The organism is Streptomyces sp. NPDC031064, assembly GCF_055570965.1.
On sequence record NZ_JBVIGF010000001.1, the window covers coordinates 866,292 to 885,568 of the forward strand.

At 72.7% G+C, this 19,277-nt stretch carries 19 protein-coding genes; 7 read left to right on the top strand and 12 right to left on the bottom strand.

Going from position 1 to position 19,277, the window contains the following annotated elements; genetic code table 11:
• Window positions 1-61 precede the first annotated feature (61 nt).
• Entirely contained in the window at window positions 62-955 is an 894-nt protein-coding gene (locus ACZ46W_RS03675) for an SCO2400 family protein (protein ID WP_468330701.1), read from the bottom strand.
• 180 nt (window positions 956-1,135) lie between these two features.
• Window positions 1,136-1,507, bottom strand: coding sequence for a hypothetical protein (locus tag ACZ46W_RS03680; protein ID WP_468330704.1), 372 nt, complete (start codon window positions 1,505-1,507; stop codon window positions 1,136-1,138).
• Between the two features lie 138 nt (window positions 1,508-1,645).
• Between ACZ46W_RS03680 and ACZ46W_RS03685 the strand changes: the two genes are divergently transcribed.
• Window positions 1,646-2,701: a lipoate--protein ligase family protein gene (locus tag ACZ46W_RS03685; protein ID WP_468330707.1), complete on the top strand. Its 1,056-nt coding sequence runs from the start codon at window positions 1,646-1,648 to the stop codon at window positions 2,699-2,701.
• A 39-nt stretch (window positions 2,702-2,740) separates the two neighbouring features.
• Here ACZ46W_RS03685 and ACZ46W_RS03690 read toward each other — a convergent pair whose 3' ends face one another.
• The 8 genes from ACZ46W_RS03690 to ACZ46W_RS03725 all read right to left on the bottom strand — a co-directional run bounded on the left by ACZ46W_RS03690 (window position 2,741) and on the right by ACZ46W_RS03725 (window position 12,434).
• On the bottom strand, window positions 2,741-4,138 hold the full coding sequence (locus tag ACZ46W_RS03690) for an amidase (protein WP_468330710.1): 1,398 nt from the start codon (window positions 4,136-4,138) through the stop codon (window positions 2,741-2,743).
• Between the two features lie 32 nt (window positions 4,139-4,170).
• Window positions 4,171-5,676: an NCS1 family nucleobase:cation symporter-1 gene (locus tag ACZ46W_RS03695; protein ID WP_468330713.1), complete on the bottom strand. Its 1,506-nt coding sequence runs from the start codon at window positions 5,674-5,676 to the stop codon at window positions 4,171-4,173.
• A 76-nt stretch (window positions 5,677-5,752) separates the two neighbouring features.
• Entirely contained in the window at window positions 5,753-6,754 is a 1,002-nt protein-coding gene (locus ACZ46W_RS03700) for a TIGR03842 family LLM class F420-dependent oxidoreductase (RefSeq protein ID WP_468330716.1), read from the bottom strand.
• Window positions 6,755-6,766: 12 nt separating this feature from the next.
• Window positions 6,767-8,176 (bottom strand): dihydropyrimidinase, encoded by a 1,410-nt coding sequence (gene hydA / locus ACZ46W_RS03705; RefSeq protein WP_468330719.1) that lies wholly within the window; start codon window positions 8,174-8,176, stop codon window positions 6,767-6,769.
• Between the two features lie 20 nt (window positions 8,177-8,196).
• Window positions 8,197-9,495: an aspartate aminotransferase family protein gene (locus tag ACZ46W_RS03710; protein ID WP_468330722.1), complete on the bottom strand. Its 1,299-nt coding sequence runs from the start codon at window positions 9,493-9,495 to the stop codon at window positions 8,197-8,199.
• Window positions 9,492-10,334, bottom strand: coding sequence for a nitrilase-related carbon-nitrogen hydrolase (locus tag ACZ46W_RS03715; RefSeq protein ID WP_468330725.1), 843 nt, complete (start codon window positions 10,332-10,334; stop codon window positions 9,492-9,494). The genes ACZ46W_RS03710 and ACZ46W_RS03715 overlap by 4 nt, the downstream gene beginning before the upstream one ends.
• 173 nt (window positions 10,335-10,507) lie before the next feature.
• Entirely contained in the window at window positions 10,508-11,935 is a 1,428-nt protein-coding gene (locus ACZ46W_RS03720) for a hypothetical protein (RefSeq protein ID WP_468330728.1), read from the bottom strand.
• Between the two features lie 106 nt (window positions 11,936-12,041).
• Complete coding sequence (locus ACZ46W_RS03725) at window positions 12,042-12,434, bottom strand: PPOX class F420-dependent oxidoreductase (RefSeq protein WP_468330731.1); 393 nt, start codon at window positions 12,432-12,434, stop codon at window positions 12,042-12,044.
• Between the two features lie 103 nt (window positions 12,435-12,537).
• Here ACZ46W_RS03725 and ACZ46W_RS03730 point away from each other — a divergent pair, with 103 nt between their 5' ends.
• Together ACZ46W_RS03730 and ACZ46W_RS03735 are read left to right on the top strand one after the other, a co-directional pair.
• Window positions 12,538-12,948: a hypothetical protein gene (locus ACZ46W_RS03730; RefSeq protein ID WP_468330734.1), complete on the top strand. Its 411-nt coding sequence runs from the start codon at window positions 12,538-12,540 to the stop codon at window positions 12,946-12,948.
• Between the two features lie 99 nt (window positions 12,949-13,047).
• The gene (locus ACZ46W_RS03735) at window positions 13,048-13,482 is read left to right on the top strand and encodes a cupin domain-containing protein (RefSeq protein ID WP_468330737.1); all 435 of its coding nucleotides are present in this window, start codon (window positions 13,048-13,050) and stop codon (window positions 13,480-13,482) included.
• A 1-nt stretch (window position 13,483) separates the two neighbouring features.
• On the opposite strand, the gene ACZ46W_RS03740 is transcribed toward ACZ46W_RS03735, so the two are convergent.
• Window positions 13,484-13,735 carry a helix-turn-helix domain-containing protein gene (locus ACZ46W_RS03740; protein WP_468330740.1) on the bottom strand — a complete coding sequence of 84 codons (252 nt, stop codon included), beginning with the start codon at window positions 13,733-13,735 and terminating at the stop codon, window positions 13,484-13,486.
• Window positions 13,736-13,767: 32 nt separating this feature from the next.
• Between ACZ46W_RS03740 and map the strand changes: the two genes are divergently transcribed.
• The gene (map, locus tag ACZ46W_RS03745; protein ID WP_468330743.1) at window positions 13,768-14,535 is read left to right on the top strand and encodes a type I methionyl aminopeptidase; all 768 of its coding nucleotides are present in this window, start codon (window positions 13,768-13,770) and stop codon (window positions 14,533-14,535) included.
• 17 nt (window positions 14,536-14,552) lie between these two features.
• On the opposite strand, the gene ACZ46W_RS03750 is transcribed toward map, so the two are convergent.
• On the bottom strand, window positions 14,553-15,410 hold the full coding sequence (locus ACZ46W_RS03750; RefSeq protein WP_468330746.1) for a GNAT family N-acetyltransferase: 858 nt from the start codon (window positions 15,408-15,410) through the stop codon (window positions 14,553-14,555).
• Between the two features lie 445 nt (window positions 15,411-15,855).
• On the opposite strand from ACZ46W_RS03750, the gene ACZ46W_RS03755 reads away from it, so the two are divergent.
• From ACZ46W_RS03755 to ACZ46W_RS03765, 3 genes are read left to right on the top strand one after another with little or no spacing between them, the layout of a single operon-like run.
• Entirely contained in the window at window positions 15,856-17,184 is a 1,329-nt protein-coding gene (locus tag ACZ46W_RS03755) for a uracil-xanthine permease family protein (RefSeq protein WP_468330749.1), read from the top strand.
• Window positions 17,181-18,569, top strand: a complete 1,389-nt coding sequence (locus tag ACZ46W_RS03760; protein WP_468330752.1) for an amidohydrolase family protein — start codon at window positions 17,181-17,183, stop codon at window positions 18,567-18,569. Before ACZ46W_RS03755 ends, ACZ46W_RS03760 begins: the two co-directional genes overlap by 4 nt.
• On the top strand, window positions 18,566-19,276 hold the full coding sequence (locus tag ACZ46W_RS03765; RefSeq protein WP_468330755.1) for a sulfite exporter TauE/SafE family protein: 711 nt from the start codon (window positions 18,566-18,568) through the stop codon (window positions 19,274-19,276). The genes ACZ46W_RS03760 and ACZ46W_RS03765 overlap by 4 nt, the downstream gene beginning before the upstream one ends.
• Window position 19,277 lies beyond the last annotated feature (1 nt).

The following is a 19,277-nucleotide window of genomic DNA, read 5'->3' on the forward strand; positions in this document are numbered from 1 at the left end:
CTGTGTGGACGCGGTGGTTCGCGTGCTCCGTGATCGGCGAGCAGGCTACCGGCCGCCGGGGTCAGCCGAGGCAGAGACCGACCAGGCACACCTCCGCCGGTGAGCCCGGCTCGTCCGCCGGGGCGCCCGGCAGGAGGTTCGCCAGAGAGCCGCCCTCGGACGCGGAGCCGTCGGGGGCGGCGGGCGCGGGGGCCCGGGTGGACGGCGCCGGTGCCGGGGCGGGCGCCTGGGGCGCGGAGGCGGACGGGGCGCCGGACTCCGAGCCGGTACCGGTGCTGGTGCCGCTACCGGTGCTGGTGCCGCTACCGGTGCCCGTGTCGGGCGCGCCGTCCGTCCGGGCGGCCGGTTCCCGCGCGGGCTGCGGGGCGGCGCTCCACGGCGCCTGTGCCGGGGCCGTGGTGGCCGCGTCCTGCTGCCGGCCGGTGGCGGCGGAGCCGGGCGTGGCGGCGCTCGGGGCCTGCTCCCGCGCGTCGGAGTCCCGCGAGGGCGGGGTGTCCGGCTGGGCGGGCGTCGAGTCGCCGGTCGCCGTACGGGCCGTGGGTGCGGGCGCGGTAACGGGCTCGGGCGGCGGCGCCGCGTGCGTGTGGCCGGCGGACGGCCTGGAGGTGGGCAGGGCGGCGACGGTGAGGCCGCCACCGACGATGGCGATGGCCGTCGCCGCGACGGCGCGGCGCCGGTGCTTCTTCCACCGCGCCAGTTGCCGGCGCCGTGCGGCGCGGCCCTGTCCCGTCTCCGCGGCGCCCTGGAGGCCGCCGGACGCGGCGGACGCCCCGGACGTGCCGGATTCGGGCGCGACCGCCGTCGTGTCGTCGGACGCCTCCAGCGTCGTGGCGGTGGACGCGACGGCGCTGTGGAGGCGGGGGGCGGTGGGGGCTATGTCGGGGGCGTAGGCGCCGCACCCCGGACACACGAATGCCCCATTGAGATTCCGGCGGCACGCGGAGCAATAGTCCATCGGCGGTCTTTCCGTCTTTCTGTGGGCACGTTCGCACGCAGGGTCGGAGCAGCCTGCAACGCTAACGGCGCCCGTCGAAGGTGGTGCGCAGCATTTGTGATGCCGATGCGAAGATCTGCCGGTGAGACCCGGAAGGCCCGGGCCTCACCGGCGTACGGGGAGAACTCGGCCTGAATTCGGTCAGATACGACGCACCCGTGCGGCGATGCCGTGCCCGAGCAGCAGGTAGATCGTGGCAGGCAGACCGTAATTGAGGAGAACGCGCAGACCTTCGGTCTCCATGGTGAAGATGTCCTGCGACCAGCCCGCCAGCCAGTCCGCCACATCGTGCACGAAGCCGACGAAGACGTTCACCTGGTTGGCGTCGAGCAGGTACAGCAGTATCCAGAGGACCAGAAATCCGGCGGCAATGTCCGCAATCGTATGGATGGCCAAGGCCGCCCGATTCGCCCCGGCGCCTTCGCTATTGCGTCGCGGCGCATGGACGTTCGCGTTCGGGTCATACGGGCTGTAGGGGTCGTTCACGGGCACGGATTCACGGGGATTGTTCATGCCCTGGCTGCTTGCCTCACCCTTGCGCGCGAAACGCCTTTCAAACCTGCTATTCGATATCGATTTCCGGCCCTCGCTGCCCTCGCGTTCCGGGCATAGGCTGACATGACTGCCGGTTCTGGGATGGGAGACGGGGACGTGCACGGCGAATACAAGGTTCCTGGTGGCAAGCTCGTGGTCGTCGACCTCGACGCGGAGGACGGGGTGCTGCGCCGGGTGCGGGTCGGCGGTGACTTCTTCCTGGAGCCCGACGAGGCGCTGCTCGCCATCGACCGGGCGCTGGAGGGCGCGCCCGCCGACACCGACGCGTCGGGGCTCGCCGCCCGGATCGACGCGGCGCTGCCGCCCGGGACGCAGATGTTCGGGCTGACCACGGAGGGGATCGGGGTCGCCGTACGACGGGCCCTGGCCCACGCCACCGACTGGACCGACTACGACTGGCAGCTCATCCACGACGGGGCCCAGCCGCCCGCCCTGCACATGGCGCTCGACGAGGTCCTCACCGCCGAGGTGGCCGCCGGGCGCCGCCCGCCGACGCTGCGCGTGTGGGAGTGGGGCGCGCCGGCCGTGGTGATCGGCAGCTTCCAGTCGCTGCGCAACGAGGTGGACGCGGAGGCGGCCGAGCGGCACGGCATCACCGTCGTCCGGCGGATCAGTGGCGGCGGGGCCATGTTCATCGAGCCCGGCAACACCATCACGTACTCGCTCTCCGTGCCGGACGCACTGGTGCAGGGCCTGTCCTTCACCGACAGCTACGCCTATCTCGACGACTGGGTGCTGGGCGCGCTCGGCGACATGGGCATCAAGGCCTGGTACCAGCCGCTCAACGACATCGCCACGGAGGCGGGCAAGATCGCCGGAGCGGCGCAGAAGCGGCTGGCCGGCGGGGACGGGGCCGTCCTGCACCACGTGACGATGGCGTACGACATCGACGCCGACAAGATGACGGACGTGCTGCGCATCGGCCGGGAGAAGCTCTCCGACAAGGGGACGAGGAGCGCGAAGAAGCGGGTGGACCCGTTGCGCCGTCAGACGGGCCTGCCGCGCGGGACGGTGATCGAGAAGATGATCGGCTCGTTCCGCGAGCGCTACGGCCTGTCCGAGGGCGCGGTCACGGACGAAGAGATGGCACGCGCGCGTGAGCTGGCGCAGTCGAAGTTCAGCTCCCCGGAGTGGACGGCACGGGTTCCGTAGGGCCGTGGGCGCTCGTGACGTGCACACGGTCTCCGCCGGCTATCCGGTGGTCACCGGCGGCGTCCGCTCGTGCCACTTCCGGTCGGCCTCCAGTTGGGCGGCCAGTGAGATCAGCCGTTCCTCGCTGCCCGCGGGGCCCAGGAGTTGGGCGCCGACCGGGAGGCCGTCGGGGGTGAAGCCGGCGGGGACGTTGACGCCCGGCCAGCCGAGGACGTTCCAGGGCCAGGCGTAGGGGCAGGCGGCGGCCATGGTGAGGTCGGTGCGCCAGGCGGGGAGGGCGTCGAAGGTGCCGATGCGAGGCGGGGGCGCCGCCGTCGTGGGGGCGAGGAGGACGTCGTAGGTGTCGAAGAGGGCGCCGATCCGGCGGTGCTGGTGGGCCTCGCGGGCGCGGGCGGCGCGCAGGACGCGGCCACCGAGGCGGCGGCCGGTGCGCGTGGCGCTGCGGGTGCGCGGGTCCAGGAGGGAGGGGTCGGGGTGGCGGTCGGCGTAGGCGGCGATGCCGGCGGTGGCACGGGGCAGGAAGCTCAGGCCGATCAGGCCGTAGCGCGGGCGGGCCTCCTCGACGGTGTGGCCGAGGCGGGCCAGCGCCTCGGCGAGGTCGGTGACGGCTCGGCGTATGCCGGGGTGGAGCGGGTTGTGCGTGGCGGTGAAGGCGGAGCGCCAGGCCAGGGCGATGCGGAGGCGGCCGGGTTCGCGGCGGGCGGCGGCCGAGGCGTCGATGGGGGCGGGGCCGTGCCCGTCGGACCGGTGCGGTCCGGAGGCCGCGTCGAGGAGGAGGGCCGCGTCGGCGACCGTACGGGCGAGGGGGCCGTTGACGGTGAGGCCCTCGAAGCAGTCGGTGTACGGGTGGACGGAGACCCGGCCGCGCTGCGGCTTGATGCCGACCAGGTGGGTCCAGGCGGCCGGGATGCGGATGGAGCCCGCGCCGTCGGAGCCGAGGGCGGCGGGGACGAGCCCGGCGGCGACGGCGGCGGCCGAGCCACCGGAGGAGCCGCCGGGCGTGTGCTCGGTGTTCCAGGGGTTGCGGGTGGCGCCGAAGGCAGGCCCCTCGGTGAACGGCCACTGGCCCAGCTCGCACGAGTTGGTCTTGCCGACGACGACCGCCCCGGCGGCCCGCAGTCGGCGCACCGCCTCCCCGTCGGCCGTGGCGGGCGGTATGTCGCCGGCGCAGCCGAAGCGGGTGGGCAGCCCTGCCACGTCGGTGTCGTCCTTGACGGCGACCGGCACGCCCAGCAGGGGCAGCCTCTCCCCGGCCGCGAGGCGGCGGTCGGCGTCCTCGGCCTCGGCGAGCGCGGCTTCGGCCCGTACGCAGCGGAAGGCGTTCAGCGTGCCCTGGGTGGCCTCGATGCGTTCGAGCGAGGCCAGCACCAGGGAGGCGGAGGTCACCTGACCGGCCGTCAGGGCAGCGCGCATGGACGTGATTCCGTCGAAGGACATGGACGGCAGGCTACTGGAGGGTAAGTACGCTGTCAGGGGGCCGCCGAGCGCACTTTCGGCCTCATCAGCGCCACGTACAGCACCAGCGACGCCGCGAGGCCGACCGCCCACCCGTAGTCGGCGAGCGGCTTGAGCAGCGGGATCAGCCCGTCCTCGGGGAACGGCCCCTTCCCCGGCGCCGAATGCGACCCGCCCACCGCGAGCACACCGCCGACGGCGAACGCCGCGACCGCCGCCGGGTTCCAGCCGCCCACGTACCAGTAGCGGCCGCCCGGCCGGTACAGGTCGGGGAGGTCGAGGACGGTGCGGCGGACGATCCAGTAGTCGGCGATGAGGATGCCCGCCACCGTCCCCAGCATGCCGCCCACCAGGCCCAGCCAGGTGAAGATGTACAGCTCGGGCGTCTCGGTCAGCTTCCACGGCATGATCAGCACCCCGACCACGCCCGTGATCAGCGCCCCCGTACGGAAGTTGATCAGCTTGGGGGCCAGGTTGGCGAGGTCGTACGCGGGCGAGACGACGTTCGCCGCGATGTTGACCGAGATCGTCGCGACGAGCACGGTCACCAGCGCGAACAGCAGCCCGAAGACGTTGTCCGTACGGGCCGCGAGCGCCACCGGGTCCCAGACGGCCGCCCCGTACACCACCTGGGAGCCGGACGTCACGAAGACGGACAGCAGCGCGAACAGCGTCATCGTGGTGGGCAGGCCGAGGGTCTGCCCCCAGATCTGGGCGCGCTGCCCGGCGCCGAAGCGGGTGAAGTCCGGGATGTTCAACGACAGCGTCGCCCAGAAGGCGATCATGCCCATGAGGGAGGGGAAGAAGACCGGCCAGAACTCGGCGCCCCACCCCAGCGCCGACGGCTCGTCCAGCAGCAGCCCGAACCCGCCCGCCTTGGCCGTGATCCACGCCAGCAGCACCAGCGCGCCGACGATGACGAAGGGCGCCGCCCAGTTCTCGAACCGGCGCAGCGCCTCCATGCCCCGGTAGATGATCGCCAGTTCGAGCGCCCAGAACAGCACGAAGCACAGCCACAGCGTCCACGGCTGGCCGCCGACCCGCGCAGCCTCCGCCCACCCGCCGCCGAAGAGCTTGGCGCCCAGGACGAAGATGCCCTGCCCGCCGATCCACGTCTGGATGCCGAACCACGCGCACGCCACCCCGGCCCGGATCAGCGCCGGCAGATTCGCCCCGCGCAGCCCGAACGACGCCCGCGCCAGCACCGGGAAGGGGATGCCGTACTTGGGGCCGGCGTGACCGGTCAGCAGCATCGGCACCAGGACGATGACGTTGGCCAGCGCGATGGTGAAGACGGCCTGCTTCCAGTCCATGCCGAGGGCCACCAGGCCGGAGGCGAGCATCCAGGACGGGATGTTGTGGGCCATGCCGACCCACAGGGCGGCGAAGTTGTACGTGGTCCAGCGGCGCCGCTCGACGGGTACGGGCAGCAGGTCCTCGTTCACGAAGGGGGAGCCGGCGGGGATGTCGCGGGACGAGAGGTCGACGCGTATGGGGACGGTTTCGGGCGTGGAGGTCATGCTGGCGTGCCCCTTCTGCTGAGGACGGAGCTCGGGGACGGAACGGGGGCGTGGGGGGTTCGCGTCCGATGCGCGCCTACGCGGTCAGCGCGGGGATGATCTCCGAACCGTACGCGTCGATCGTCGCTTCCTTCGCGTCATGCATGTCGTACACCGCGAACTGGTCGACGCCCAGGTCCCGGAGCGCCTTCAGTTTGGCGATGTGGGCGGCCGGCGGGCCCAGCACGCAGAAGCGGTCGACGATCTCGTCGGGGACGAAGTCGGTGGAGGGGTTTCCGGCGCGGCCGTGGTGGCTGTAGTCGTAGCCTTCACGGGCCTTGATGTAGTCGGTCAGGGCCTCGGGCACCAGCCCGGAGTGCTCGCCGTACCGGCTCACCAGGTCCGCCACGTGGTTGCCGACCATGCCGCCGAACCAGCGGCACTGGTCGCGGGCGTGCGCCAGGTCGTCGCCGACGTACGCGGGCGCGGCGACGCAGATGGTCACCGAGGCCGGGTCGCGGCCCGCCTCCTCGGCCGCCTTCCGCACCGCCTTGATCATCCACTCGGTCAGGAACGGGTCGGCGAGCTGGAGGATGAACCCGTCCGCCTTCTGCCCGGCGAGGGCGAGCGCCTTCGGCCCGTACGCCGCCATCCACACGGGCAGTTCGCCGTTCCGCACCCAGGGAATGCGCAGCGGCTGCCCGTCGACGACCGCCTCCCGCCCCTCCGCCAGGTCGCGGATGACCTCGATGGCCTCGCCGAGCCGGGCGAGGGTGTTGGGTTTGCGGCCGGCGACGCGCATCGCGGAGTCGCCGCGGCCGATGCCGCACACGGTGCGGTTGCCGTACATGTCGTTGAGGGTGGCGAAGGTGGAGGCGGTGACCTCCCAGGTCCTGGTCCCCGGGTTGGTGACCATCGGGCCGACGATCAGCTTGCGGGTGTGTTCCAGGATCCGGCTGTAGATGACGAACGGTTCCTGCCAGAGCACGGCGGAGTCGAAGGTCCAGCCGTAGCGGAAGCCGTTGCGTTCGGCGCGGCGCATCAGGCCGACGACGGCGGAGCCGGGTGGGTCGGTCTGGAGAACGAGTCCGAAGTCCACTCTCGTCGCCTCCTAGTCGAGGTACTGGCAGGTGGAGCGAGGGGTGTAGATGCCGTGCCCGGCGCGGCCGGTGTAGGTGCGCCGGTCGATGACGACGTGGCCGCGTGAGAGGACGGTCTCGACCTGTCCGGTGACGGTCTTCCCCTCGTACGCGGAGTAGTCGACGTTCATGTGGTGGGTGGCGGCGGAGATGGTCTGCGTGGCCGTGGGGTCGTACACCACGATGTCGGCGTCGGAGCCGGGCGCGATGGTGCCCTTCTTCGGGTAGAGGCCGAACATCCGGGCCGGGGCGGCGCAGGCGATCTCGATCCAGCGGCGGCGGCTGATGTGCCCGTCGATGACGGCCTGGTGGAGGAGGTCCATGCGGTTCTCCACGCCGGGCAGGCCGTTGGGGATCTTGGAGAAGTCGCCGCGGCCCAGCTCCTTCTGCCCGCTGAAGCAGAAGGGGCAGTGGTCGGTGGAGACGACCTGGAGGTCGTTGGTGCGCAGTCCCCGCCACAGCGCCGCCTGGTGCTCGCGCGGCCTCAGCGGCGTACTGCACACGTACTTGGCGCCCTCGAAGCCGGGCTCGGCGAGGTTGTCGGTGGACAGGAAGAGGTACTGGGGGCAGGTCTCGCCGAAGACGTCGAGGCCCTTGTCGCGGGCGGCGGCGATCTCGGCGACGGCCTCCTCGGCGGAGACGTGCACCACGTACAGCGGGGGGCCGCCGGCGACCCGGGCGAGCTGGATGGCGCGGTGGGTGGCCTCCGCCTCCAGGAGCACCTTGCGGACCTCGCCGTGGTGGCGGGGGTCGGTCTCGCCACGGGCGAGGGCCTGTTCGACGAGGACGTCGATCGCGATGCCGTTCTCGGCGTGCATCATGATCGTCCCGCCGTTGACGGACGCCCGCTGCATGGCGCGGAGGATCCGGCCGTCGTCGCTGTAGAAGACGCCGGGGTAGGCCATGAAGAGCTTGAAGGACGTGACGCCCTCCTCCACCAGCAGGTCCATCTCCTTGAGGGAGCCCTCGTTGACGTCGGAGAGGATCATGTGGAAGGCGTAGTCGATCGCGCACTTGCCGTCCGCCTTGGCGTGCCAGGCGTCGAGGCCGTCGCGTAGCGCGTGGCCGATGGACTGGACGGCGAAATCGACGATGGTGGTGGTACCGCCCCAGGCGGCGGCGCGGGTGCCGGTCTCGAAGTCGTCGGAGGCGAACGTCCCGCCGAAGGGCAGTTCCATGTGGGTGTGGGCGTCGACGCCGCCCGGGATGACGTACTTGCCGGTGGCGTCGATGGTCCGTTCGGCGGTCCACGACCCGGAGACGGTGGAGCCGTGGGCGGCGAGCGCGACGACGCGGCCGTCCTCGATCAGTATGTCGGCGTGGGTCTCGTCGGTGGCGGTGATGACCAGGCCGTTACGGATGAGGGTGCGGGTGGTGCTCATGGGTGGTTCGCCCCCTTCGGCTAGATGGAGCGCAGGGCCCGTTCGAGGATCGCGGCGCCCTCCTCGGCCTCGGCGACGGTCAGGGTGAGGGGCGGGGCGATCCGGAGGGCGCTGGTGTTGTGGCCGCCGCCCTTGCCGATCAGCAGGCCGCCTTCGCGGGCCGCTTCGAGGACGGCGGCGGCCGCCCGCGGGTTGGCCTCGTCCGAGCCGGGTGTGACGAGTTCGAGGCCGAGCATCAGGCCGCGCCCGCGCACTTCGCGTACGAGGTCGCTGCTCGCCCCGATGGCGCGCAGCCGTTCGAGGAGCAGCCCGCCGACGCGCCGGGCGTTGCCCTGGAGGTCGTGTTCGAGGAGGTAGGAGAGGTTGGCGAGGCCGGCGGCCATGGTGATGGGCGAGCCGCCGAACGTCGAGATGGAGTTGGCGTTCAGGCAGTTCATGACGTCCGCACGGGCGACGACGCCGCCGATGGACATGCCGTTGCCGATGCCCTTGGCGAAGGTGAGGATGTCGGGCGGGCCGCTGCTCCCGTGCGCCTGCCAGCCCCAGAAGTGCTCCCCGGTGCGGCCCCAGCCGGTCTGCACCTCGTCGGCGATCCACAGGATGCCGCGCGGGCCGAGGACCTCGCGGAAGGCGGCGTACAGCCCGTCGGGCGGGGAGGTGAAGCCGCCGACGCCCTGGATGGGCTCGGCGATCAGCGCGGCCACGTCCCCGGTGTGCCCGAGCAGGTCTTCGAGGTCGGCGACGCACGCCTCGATGAACCGGGCGTCGGTCAGGTGCGCGTAGGGGCCGCGGGTCCGGACGCCGCCGTGCACGTACAGCGTCTGGAGCGGCGAGAGGGTGGTCGGCGACCAGGCGCGGTTGCCGGTGACGGAGACGGCGGAGAAGGACCGGCCGTGGTAGCTGTTGCGCATCGCCAGGATCTGGTTGGTGCGGCGGTAGGCGGTGGCCAGCAGCAGGGCGGTGTCGTTCGCCTCCGTGCCGGAGGTGGTGAAGAAGACCCGGGCGTCGGGGATGCCGGAGAGGTGGGCGATCCGCTCGGCCAGCTCCACCATGGGGCGGTTGAGGTAGAGGGTGGAGGAGTGGATGATCCGCCCGGCCTGCTCGGTGATCGCCTTGGTGACCTCGGGGAGGGCGTGGGCGGTCATGGTGGTGAGGATGCCGCCGAAGAAGTCGAGGTAGCGCTTGCCGCCGGCGTCCCAGACGTACCGTCCCTCGCCGTGGGTGATCTCGATCGGGTCCTGGTAGTAGAGCGAGACCCAGTCGGGGATGACGGCCTTGTGGCGTGCGTACAGGTCGGTCGCGTGGAGGTCGGACGTCATGGCTGCACCAGTCCCTCGTACGCGTCGGGGCGCCGGTCGCGGTAGAACGCCCACGTCTGCCGTACGTCGTCGATGAGCCGGAAGTCGAGGTCGCGGACGAGCAGTTCCTCCTCCTTGTCGGAGGCGAGGTCGCCGACGAACTGGCCGCGCGGGTCGACGAAGTAGCTGGTGCCGTAGAAGTCGTTGTCCCCGTACTCCTCGCGGCCGACGCGGTTGATGGCGGCGACGAAGTACTCGTTGGCGACGGCGGCCGCGGGCTGCTCCAACTGCCAGAGGTGGGAGGACAGGCCGCGGTGGGTGGCGGAGGGGTTGTAGACGAGCTGGGCGCCGTTCAGACCGAGTTGGCGCCAGCCCTCCGGGAAGTGGCGGTCGTAGCAGATGTAGACGCCGACGCGCCCGACGGCGGTGTCGAAGACCGGCCAGCCGAGGTTGCCGGGCCTGAAGTAGTACTTCTCCCAGAAGCCCCTCACCTGGGGGATGTGGTGCTTGCGGTACTTGCCGAGGTACGAGCCGTCGGCGTCGATCACGGCGGCGGTGTTGTAGTAGAAGCCCGGGCCGTCGATCTCGAAGACCGGGACGACGATCACCATGCCGGTCTCGCGGGCGAGGTCCCGCATGCGCCGGACGGTCGGGCCGTCGGGTACCGACTCGGCCCAGCGGTAGTGCTCCGGCTCCTGGACCTGACAGAAGTACGGAGCGTTGAAGACCTCTTGGAAACCGATGACCTTGGCGCCCTGCCGGGCCGCCTCGCGGGCGTGCTCCTCATGCTTGGCGATCATGGATTCGGTGTCGCCCGTCCAGGTCGCCTGGACGAGGGCGGCGCGCACGATGTGGGACATGAGCTGCTCCTTCGGCACGGCGTCAGAGAGCCTCTACGCACGTAGACGGGGTGCGTAGGTAGCGAACGTAAGCCTCGTCACATCCCTGGGCAAGACCGCCGCCGGTAACCGCCGGAGTCGATCATGTTTCGTACCCGAGTGGTCCACAGCGGGCGGCTTGCGCGGGTTGCCGATCAGGTCCCGACCAGGCCCGCGACACGCAGCGCGTGCACCAGGTCGCGCTCGTGCGACGGGGACGTTGCGGCGAGCTCACGGGCGGCCGCCAGCAGGTGCGGCACCAGGCGGTGCGGGGCGTACGCGGCGAGGCGGGCGGCGTCCTCGGCGCTGCGGGACCGCACGAACGCGTGGACCAGCACCCGGGCCTCCTCGGCGCGGCCGCTCTCGTCGAGCCCCAGCACGGCGGCCGCCGTCTCGGCCGTGGGCCGGGCCACGCCCTGGTGCAGCAACTGCCGGGCGTCCTGGTCCCGCCCGGCGGAGGTGAGCGCCCCGACGAGGTCCACGAGCCGCTCGGGCGTGAGGGAGGCGGCCGCCTCCCACAGCAGGGTGGCCCAGTCGGGGCCCAGGCCGGCGCGGTCGAGCTCGGCGGCGAGCAGGGGCAGCCGGGCGGCGGGCCAGGCGGCGGCCTCGCACAGCAGGGCGTGCGCCTCGCCGCTCCGGCCCTCGGCGCGGAGGCGCAGGAGGGCGGTGACGGTGTGGTGGGGCGCGGGGTGCGGGGCGGTCTGATCGGGGACGGTGTGGTCGGGGACGGGGTGGGGTGGATGCTGTTGCTGGTGCGCTTGTTGTTGGTGCGCTTGTTGTTGGTGTCCCTGTCCTTGGTCCTGCTCTTGGTCTCGTTCCCGTTCCTGGTCTCTCTCCCGTTCCTGTTCTTGTTCCTGGTCGGTGACGCCGCCGAAGCGGGCCCCGCGCGGGACGGCGACGGCGGTGGGCAGGTCGGGTACGGGTACGGGCTCCGGGGCGGGGGCCGGGGCGGTGTCGGGGTGGCCGTCGCCCTCCTCGAACCAGGCGTACCGGGCGCCTCTGGGGCGCTTGCGCGCGGGCGGAGCGGGAGCGGGCGGAGCGGGCGGAGCGGGAGCGGGGGCTTCGGGGAGGGCGGCCAGGCGGACGCCCAGCTCGGTGATCCGGGCGGTCGCCCTGGCGTGGTTGTCGCGCACCCAGGCGAGGTCGTGGGCCAGCCGTTCCGCGTCCGGCGAGCCCTCCGGGACCGTTCCCAGCAGGGCGACCAGCTCCTGGCCGCGCCGGGCCGCGCCCGCCTGCTCGGCCACCATCAGGGCCAGCCGTTCGCGCAGCGCCTCCCGCCCACCGGGGCGCCGGTCGTGGGCGGCGGCCGCGGCGGCGTGCAGGTCCCGTGCGCGTACCGTCTCCGCCCGTACCGTCCCGGAGTCCGGCGCCGTTTCGCCCCGCGCCGCCACGAGGTCCTGGAGCAGCGCCTCGACGACGTCCCAGGGCGGCACCTCCGTACCGTCGAGGCAGGCCCGCATCCCGTCGGGGTCGCGCTGCCGGAAGACGCCGTACCAGCCGCCGCCCTCGTCGAGCAGCGCGACCAGGCGTCCGAGGTAGCGCACGAACGCCTCGGCCTCCTCCGGGAGGTGATGCACCGTCATGTATGCCCCCCCACAGCCGGATGGCCGACTGGCTCGACTCGCTCGACTCGCTCGACTGGAATCCTCCGGTCCGGAGGCATTCGACCTCAGCCGTGTTACAGCCGGGCTACGGGAGCTTTTCGGGCGGGAACTTCACGGCGATGCCCACGTGCGGCCGCTTGCCCCGCCGCGCCAGCGCCGCCGGCAGGTCGACCAGCCAGAACTGGAGGCCGTACTTGCGGGCCAGCAGTCTCCTCACGCCCTTGAGGTCGTCCAGCAGCCGCGCCGTGCCCTCGACGCGTACGGCGCCGTCCGCGACCCGTCCGCGCACGTCGCACGCGGTGACGACGACCCGGCTGTCGCGGCGCAGCCGCTTGACCTTCCACGAGTCCGCGCGCGTCCAGACGTATAGTTCGTCGCCGTCCACGGCGTACCAGACCGGCGTGGCGACCCCCGTGCCGTCCTTGCGGAACGTGGTCAGGCTGATGTAGCGGCCGTGCCGCAACCCTTCAGGTATCACGGCCGCGACCCTACGCCCCTGACGGCCCCCCGTGTCCCGGCAGGGGTTTTCCGGGTCCACCGGTGTGGGTTCGTGACCGGTCCGGGGCGGGCACGTCCCAGTCATGACGCGCCCTTGCCGTATCCCGCCGGACCGGGACCTGAAGGTCACCAGGACCGTTTACGCCGTGGGGCGCCGCCTCGGCGTCTCGCAGAAGGTCATGCTGGCCGCCTTCGAGGCGGGCTGGGTCGAGTCGCACATGAACAACCTCGACTGCGGCGACAAGGATTCGCTCGGCGTGTTCCAGCAGCGCCCCAGCCAGGGCTGGGGGACGCCCGAGCAGATAAGGCGCGTCCCGTACGCGGCGCGGCGGTTCTTCGCCCGGGCCGTCGAGGTGGAGCGCCGGTCGCCCCACCTCACGGCGGGCGGGACGGCCCAGGAGGTGCAGCGCTCGGCCCACCCGGACCGGTACGACGAGGCCGAGCCGAAGGCGCGTGCCCTGCTGGCGGAGGCGAGGGCGGGTGTGTTGCCGTAACGGCAACGACAGTTGGCGCCCCGGGGCGCGCGTCGCAGCCTGGTTCCGAGTCAGGGCCGGCGAGAAGCCGGGCCCGTCGAGGAACCGGGAGGCCGCACGATGACCGCGCACGAGAGCACCGCGACCGCACGGGGCGCCGGTGAGGACGCGCCGCTGAACAACCGCGTCCACCATGTCCGGGCCGGCGAGTTGACCGGGCACGCCGCCATCAGCGGCGGCACGGTCGGCTCGAAGCGGCTCTGGATGGGCCTGGTGGAGAACCCGCCGCTGAGCGCGACGGACAACCACCATCACGGGGATTCGGAGGCGGGGATCTACGTGGTCAGCGGCCACCCCGTGTTCGTCTACCACGACGGCACCCGGGAGGTACGGCTCGCCGGCGGTCCCGGCGACTTCTTCCTGGTGCCCCCGTTCGTCCCGCACCGCGAGGAGAACCCCGACCCGGACGAGCCCGCGGTCGTCGTGATCGCCCGGACCACGCAGGAGCCGGTCAAGGTCTCGGTGCCCGAGCTGTACCGACTCGACGAGCGGTGACTCAGGAGGGCACCAGCGCGCAGCGGGAGACGAGGTCGTCCATCGACAGGCCCAGCACCCCCGCCAGGGCGGCGACGGTGAAGAAGGCGGGGGTCGGGGCGCGGCCCGTCTCGATCTTGCGGAGGGTCTCCGCCGAGAGACCGGCGGCCGCCGCGATCTCGACCATGCTGCGCGGGCCGCGCGCCTCGCGCAGCAACTGCCCGAGACGCTCGCCGCGTTCGCGCTCTTCGGGGGTGAGAGGGGTTCGGACCATGACCCCATACTAATACCGGTATAGTAATTGGCATGGTGGAGATCAAGACCGACGCCTCCCTGGACGCCATGCGCGCCTCCGGCCGGGTCGTCGCGGAGGCGCTGGAGGCGGTACGGGCGGCGGCGGCCCCCGGCGTCGCGCTGAGCACGCTGGACCGGACCGCGCGCCAGGTGCTGCGCGAGGCGGGCGCCGGGTCGCCCTTCCTCGGCTACCGCCCGGAGTGGGCGCCGGTGCCGTTCCCGGCGGTGATCTGCACGTCCGTCAACGACGCGATCGTGCACGGCATCCCGGACGGTTACCGGCTGCGGGACGGCGACCTCCTGAGCGTCGACTGCGGTGCCGTCCTGGACGGCTGGGCCGGCGACGCGGCGATCAGCCTCACCGTCGGGCAGGCGCGCCCGGCGGACACGCGGCTGATCGACACGGCGTACGAGGTGCTGGACGCGGGTATCGCGGCGGCGGTCGTCGGCAACCGCGTCGGTGACATCGCGCACGCGGTCGGCCGCGTGTGCCGCGCCGCCGGGTACGGCATCCCGGACGGGTTCGGCGGCCACGGGGTGGGGCGGCACATGCACGAGGACCCCGGCGTGCCCAACGAGGGGCGCCCGGGGCGCGGGATGCCGCTGCGCCACGGCATGGTGCTGGCCATCGAGCCGATGCTGATCGCCGGCGGTGGCGACGACCACGGCACGGCCGAGGACGGCTGGACGGTCCGCACCCTGGACGGCAGCCGCGCGGCGCACGTCGAGCACACGGTCGCGATCACGGACCGGGGGCCGCGCGTCCTGACGGCGCCGTAGCGCCACCGCCGGGACGGTCAGTACAGGATCGAGGGCAGGTACGCCCCGGCGGGCTCGCTGTAGAGGCCGATGGTCATCAGGCTCATGAGCTGCCGCACCTTGAGCCCGTTGGCGAGACACCACTGCAACAGGGCGCTGTCGCGCGCCGGTACGAGGATGCCGGGGCCGCCGAAGGAGGGCGCCGCGGCGATCAGCGCCCGGACGTCCTCGGTGGTCTCACCGACCGCGTGGGCGAAGAAGGACAAGTCCGTGGCGTATCCGGTGATCCGGCCGCCGTGCTCGGTCACCCTCGCCGTGCCCGCCTTGAGCGCGTCGGCCAGCTCTCCGCCACGGTCCACCCCGTGGACCCTCCGGCACAGGTCGTTGCAGGCCGCCAGGTCCGCGTCCGTGGCCGCCCGCACCTCGTAGCCGGGCACGGCCCCGCCGATCGGCGGACCCTGGAGGCAGGCCACCGTCTCGCGGAACTCGAACCCGAGTCCGGCGTACAGCGCGAACGACCGGCTGTGGTAGCCGCTCTGGAGCAGCCGGATGCCGGGCGCCTGCCGCTCGGCCGTCCGCCGCATGACGTCCAGCATGAGCCGGCGCCCGATTCCGCCGTTCTGTACGGCCGGGTCGACGGTGACCGGCCCGATGCCGGCGATGGGTGACCGCTCGTCGAGGCAGTTGCTGCCCACGATCCGGCCGTCGAGCTCGGCGACGACGGTGTAGAACCCGGGGTGGTCGAACACCATCCGGAACATCTCCGTGGCCGGTTCGGCGCCCGGCATGTCGGACGGGAACCCGTGCTCGCGGGCGATGCCGTCGAAGGCCTCGAAGCAGATCCTGCCGCAGTCCTGGGCGTCACCCGGCCTGCCGGGGCGCAGTACGAGAACCACGATCGCCTCTCCTTCCGGGACTCTCTTCTCATTGAACCCGTGCGCCATGCACGCGGCAATCGGCGTCGCACGTATCCCTTGACGCGCCCCCGGGGCACTCACATACTGGCGGCCAAATCGATTTGGCCCCAGCGATTCCGCTCCCGTCTCGGGCGGGTCGCGGCCAAACCCGGAGCGAGCCGAACGGAGCTCGAACGTGTCCAGTCCCCACTCCACGCCCCGCGTCCCGTCCCCGGCGGGGTCCACCGCGGATCCCGCATCCGCCCAGCCCGCCGTACACGCCGACGCGCACGCCGACGCCCGCGCCCACGCCGAAGCCCACACCGGCACCGTCACCGACGACCAGCCGGGGTCCGTGACCTCTCCCCCGCACGGGCCCGACGACGCCTCTCCCGCCTCTGCCGGGTCCTCTGGATCTCCCGGGTCTCCCGGGTCGAGGCACCCCGTGGACGAGTCCCGGCCGCTCGGCCGGATCCTGCTCTTCGGGATCCAGCACGTGCTGGTCATGGCGGCCACGCCGATCTCGGCGATCTTCCTGATGAGCGCCACGCTCCGGCTCGACCCCGGCCTCACGGTCGACCTGCTCTCAGCCGCGTTCATCCTGTCCGGCATCGGGTCCCTGATCCAGTCGCTCGGCCCGTGGAAGTTCGGGCCCAAGCTGCCGTTCGTCATGTTGCCCGGGGGCGCGCCGCTCATCCTGTTCCTGGCCATCGCCGAGCAGCACGGGCTACCGACCGCCACCGGCGCGGTGATCATCACCGCCGCGTTCTACTTCGTGGTGCTGCCGGTCTTCTCCCGGCTGCTGGCGTTCTTCCCCGCCCTGGTCATCGGCACGATGATCGTGATCGTGGGCGTCAACCTGGTGAAGGTGGGCGCCGTGCTCGTCACGGGCCGGCCCGGTACGCCCGGGTTCGCCGACCCCACCAACCTGCTCCTCGGCATGGCGACGATCGGCTTCACCGTCGCGTTCTACTGGCTGTTCACCGGTGTGCTGCGGCAACTGGCCGTCATGCTGGGGCTGATCGCCGGTACGGTGCTCGCCTTCCTCCTCGGCGGCGTCGACTTCGGCTCGGCAGCCGAGGGCGGTCTGCTGAACCTCCCCCAGGCGCTGCCGTTCGGTTCGCCCGAGTTCAACCTGCTCGCCGCGCTGCCGCTGATGCTCTACAGCCTCGCCTCCATGGCGGAGGCCACCGGCCAGACCGTGATCAACGCGGAGGCGGTCGGCAAGGACATCGACAAGCGCCAGGACGTGCCGAAGACCATCCGGGGCGACGCGCTCACCTCCCTGTTCGGCGGCTTCTTCGGCCTGCCGCTGATGGTGACCAGCGGCGAGAACATCGGCATCGTCCGCGTCACCGGCGTACGCAGCCGGTACGTGACCGCCGCCGCCGGGGTCGTCCTGATCGTCATCGGCTTCCTGGCCCCCGTCACCCGCGCGATCAGCGTCATCCCGTCGGCCGTCGTCGGCGGCACGGCCATGGTGGTGTTCGCCGTCATCACGGTGCTCGGCGTGCAGATGCTCGGGCGGGCCGCGGAGCTGGACCGGCACACCAACACCTTCATCTGCGCCGTCGCCCTGGCCCTGGGGCTGCTGCCCATCCTCATCCCGGGCGTGTACGGCGGCTTCCCGCCCAACGCCCGGATCCTCCTGGAGAGCGGCGTCGCCGTCGGGGCCGTGACGGCCGCCGTCCTGAACGTCCTGTTCCACCACGTCCGCCTCCCCCACCTCCGTACCGGTGACCGCCCCCTGACCCGTACCGAAAGTGACCGATGAGCCACCTGACCCCCGACCGCCTCCGTACCGCCGACGGCGACGGACTCCTCCTGGCCCCCGACGCGGTGCTCACGCCCGACGGGCTGAGGGACCACTACGCGGCCGTCGTCGCCGGCGACACATTCCGCGCGGTCGGACCGGCCGAACGGCTTGCGCGGGAACACCCGCACCTCACGCCCGTCCGGCTGCCCGGGCACGTCCTGATGCCCGGCTTCGTCGACGCCCACCACCACCTCACGCAGAGCTTCGGCGCCGCGCTCGCCTTCGGGGAGCCGTCGGAGATCTTCCGCCGCGTGTGGGTGCCGCTCGAAGGCGCCCTGGACGAGGAGGCGGTGTACGTGGCGGCGAAACTGGCCGCCCTCGAATCGCTGCGCGGCGGGTTCACCACGGTCGCCGAGGCGGGCACCCGCGCCTCGGTGGACGTGGAGGCCGTGGCCGCCGCCGCGCGGGACGCCGGCGTCCGCTGCGTACTCGGCCTGGTCTGCAACGACGTGGACGGCGACACCGACACGGTGCTCGCGCACGCCGAGAAGCACCTCACCCGGTACGGCGCCGAGGAGCTGATCCACCCGTCCCTCGCCGTGTCCGTCCCGGAGGCCGCCACCGCCCACACCCTGGGCCGCACCGCGCACATGGCAGCCGAGGCGGGCGCGGTCGTCCAGATCCACGTCAACGAGCATCTGGCCGGCGTGGAGCGCTCACTCGTCCGGCACGGGCTGCGGCCCTTGGAGTACCTGCACGAAGTGGGCGCCCTGGGGCCGCAGTTGCTGGCCGCGCACGCCACGCTGCTCACCCCCCGGGAGGTCACGCTGCTCGCCGACAGCGGGGCCGCCGTCAGCTACAACCCGGTCGCCAGCGCCTGGAAGGGCAATGCCGTGGCCCCTGCGACGACGATGGCGGAGCGCGGGGTCCGGTTCGGGCTGGGGACGGACGGCACGCGGGGCGACGGGTTCCGGCTGGCCGACGCCGCCGAGTTCGCGCAGCGCCTCGCGTACGGGCTGGCGACCGGCGACTCGTCGTGCGGCGCCGGCTGGACGTGGCTGGACCGGGCCGCCCGGGGCGGCGCGGACGCGGTCGGGCTCGGCGCGCGGACCGGCCGCGTCGCCGAGGGCGCCGCCGCGGACTTCCTGCTCGTCGACGTGTCGGCACCCGAGACGGCGCTCTCCTGGGACCTGCCCTGGGAGCTGGTACGGCGCGGCAACCGCGACCAGATCAGCGCCGTGTTCGTGGCCGGCCGGCTGCGGCTGTGGCGCGGCTGGCCGACCGACTGGGACGGCCGGGCGCTGGTGCGGCGGGCAGCCGAACTGGCCCGGGAGGTCATGCTCCGGGCGCCGGTGACCCGCGTCCACCCCACGTCCGGCCACGCCTGGGCGGCCTGCTCGTGAGTACGGAGACGATCGTCGTCCTCGCCGTCACGGTCGCCGTCGCGGCGTTCGTCCAGGGCGCGAGCGGTCTGGGCTTCGCCCTGATCGTCGCGCCCGTGGCGGGACTGCTGGACCCGGGCCTGGTACCGGTGTTCGTGCTGGCGTCGATGATCCCGCTCAATCTGTACGTCGCGTGGCGCGAGCGTGCCGCGCTGGACCTGCGCGGCGCCGGCTGGATCACGGCGGCGCGACTGGCGGCCACCCCGGGCGGGCTGATGCTGCTGTGGGTGATCCCCGACCGGCGGCTCGGCCTTTTCGTGGGCGTGGCGACGGTACTGGCGGCCGTGGTGAGCCTGGCCGCGCCCGCGTTCACCCCGGGACGCGGCGCGTATGTGGGCGCGGGGGTGGTCACCGGGCTGACGGAGACGGCGACGGGCGTGGGCGGCCCGCCACTGGCGCTGGTCTACCAGCACCGCCCGCCCGCGGAGCTGCGCGCCACGGTCGCGGTCTGCTTCCTCGTCGGTGAAGTGGCCTCGCTGGCCCTGTTGTTCGCCACGGGCGAGGGCAGCGCGGCGCAGTTGGGGTGGGCGGCGGCGCTGCTGCCGGCCCTGGCCGTCGGCGCGTGGCTGAGCCGGCTGGTGCACCAGCGCCTCGACGCGCGCCGGATGCGGCTGTTCGTGCTGGTCTTCGCGCTGGTCTCCGGGGCGGGGCTGATCCTGGGGCTCTGAC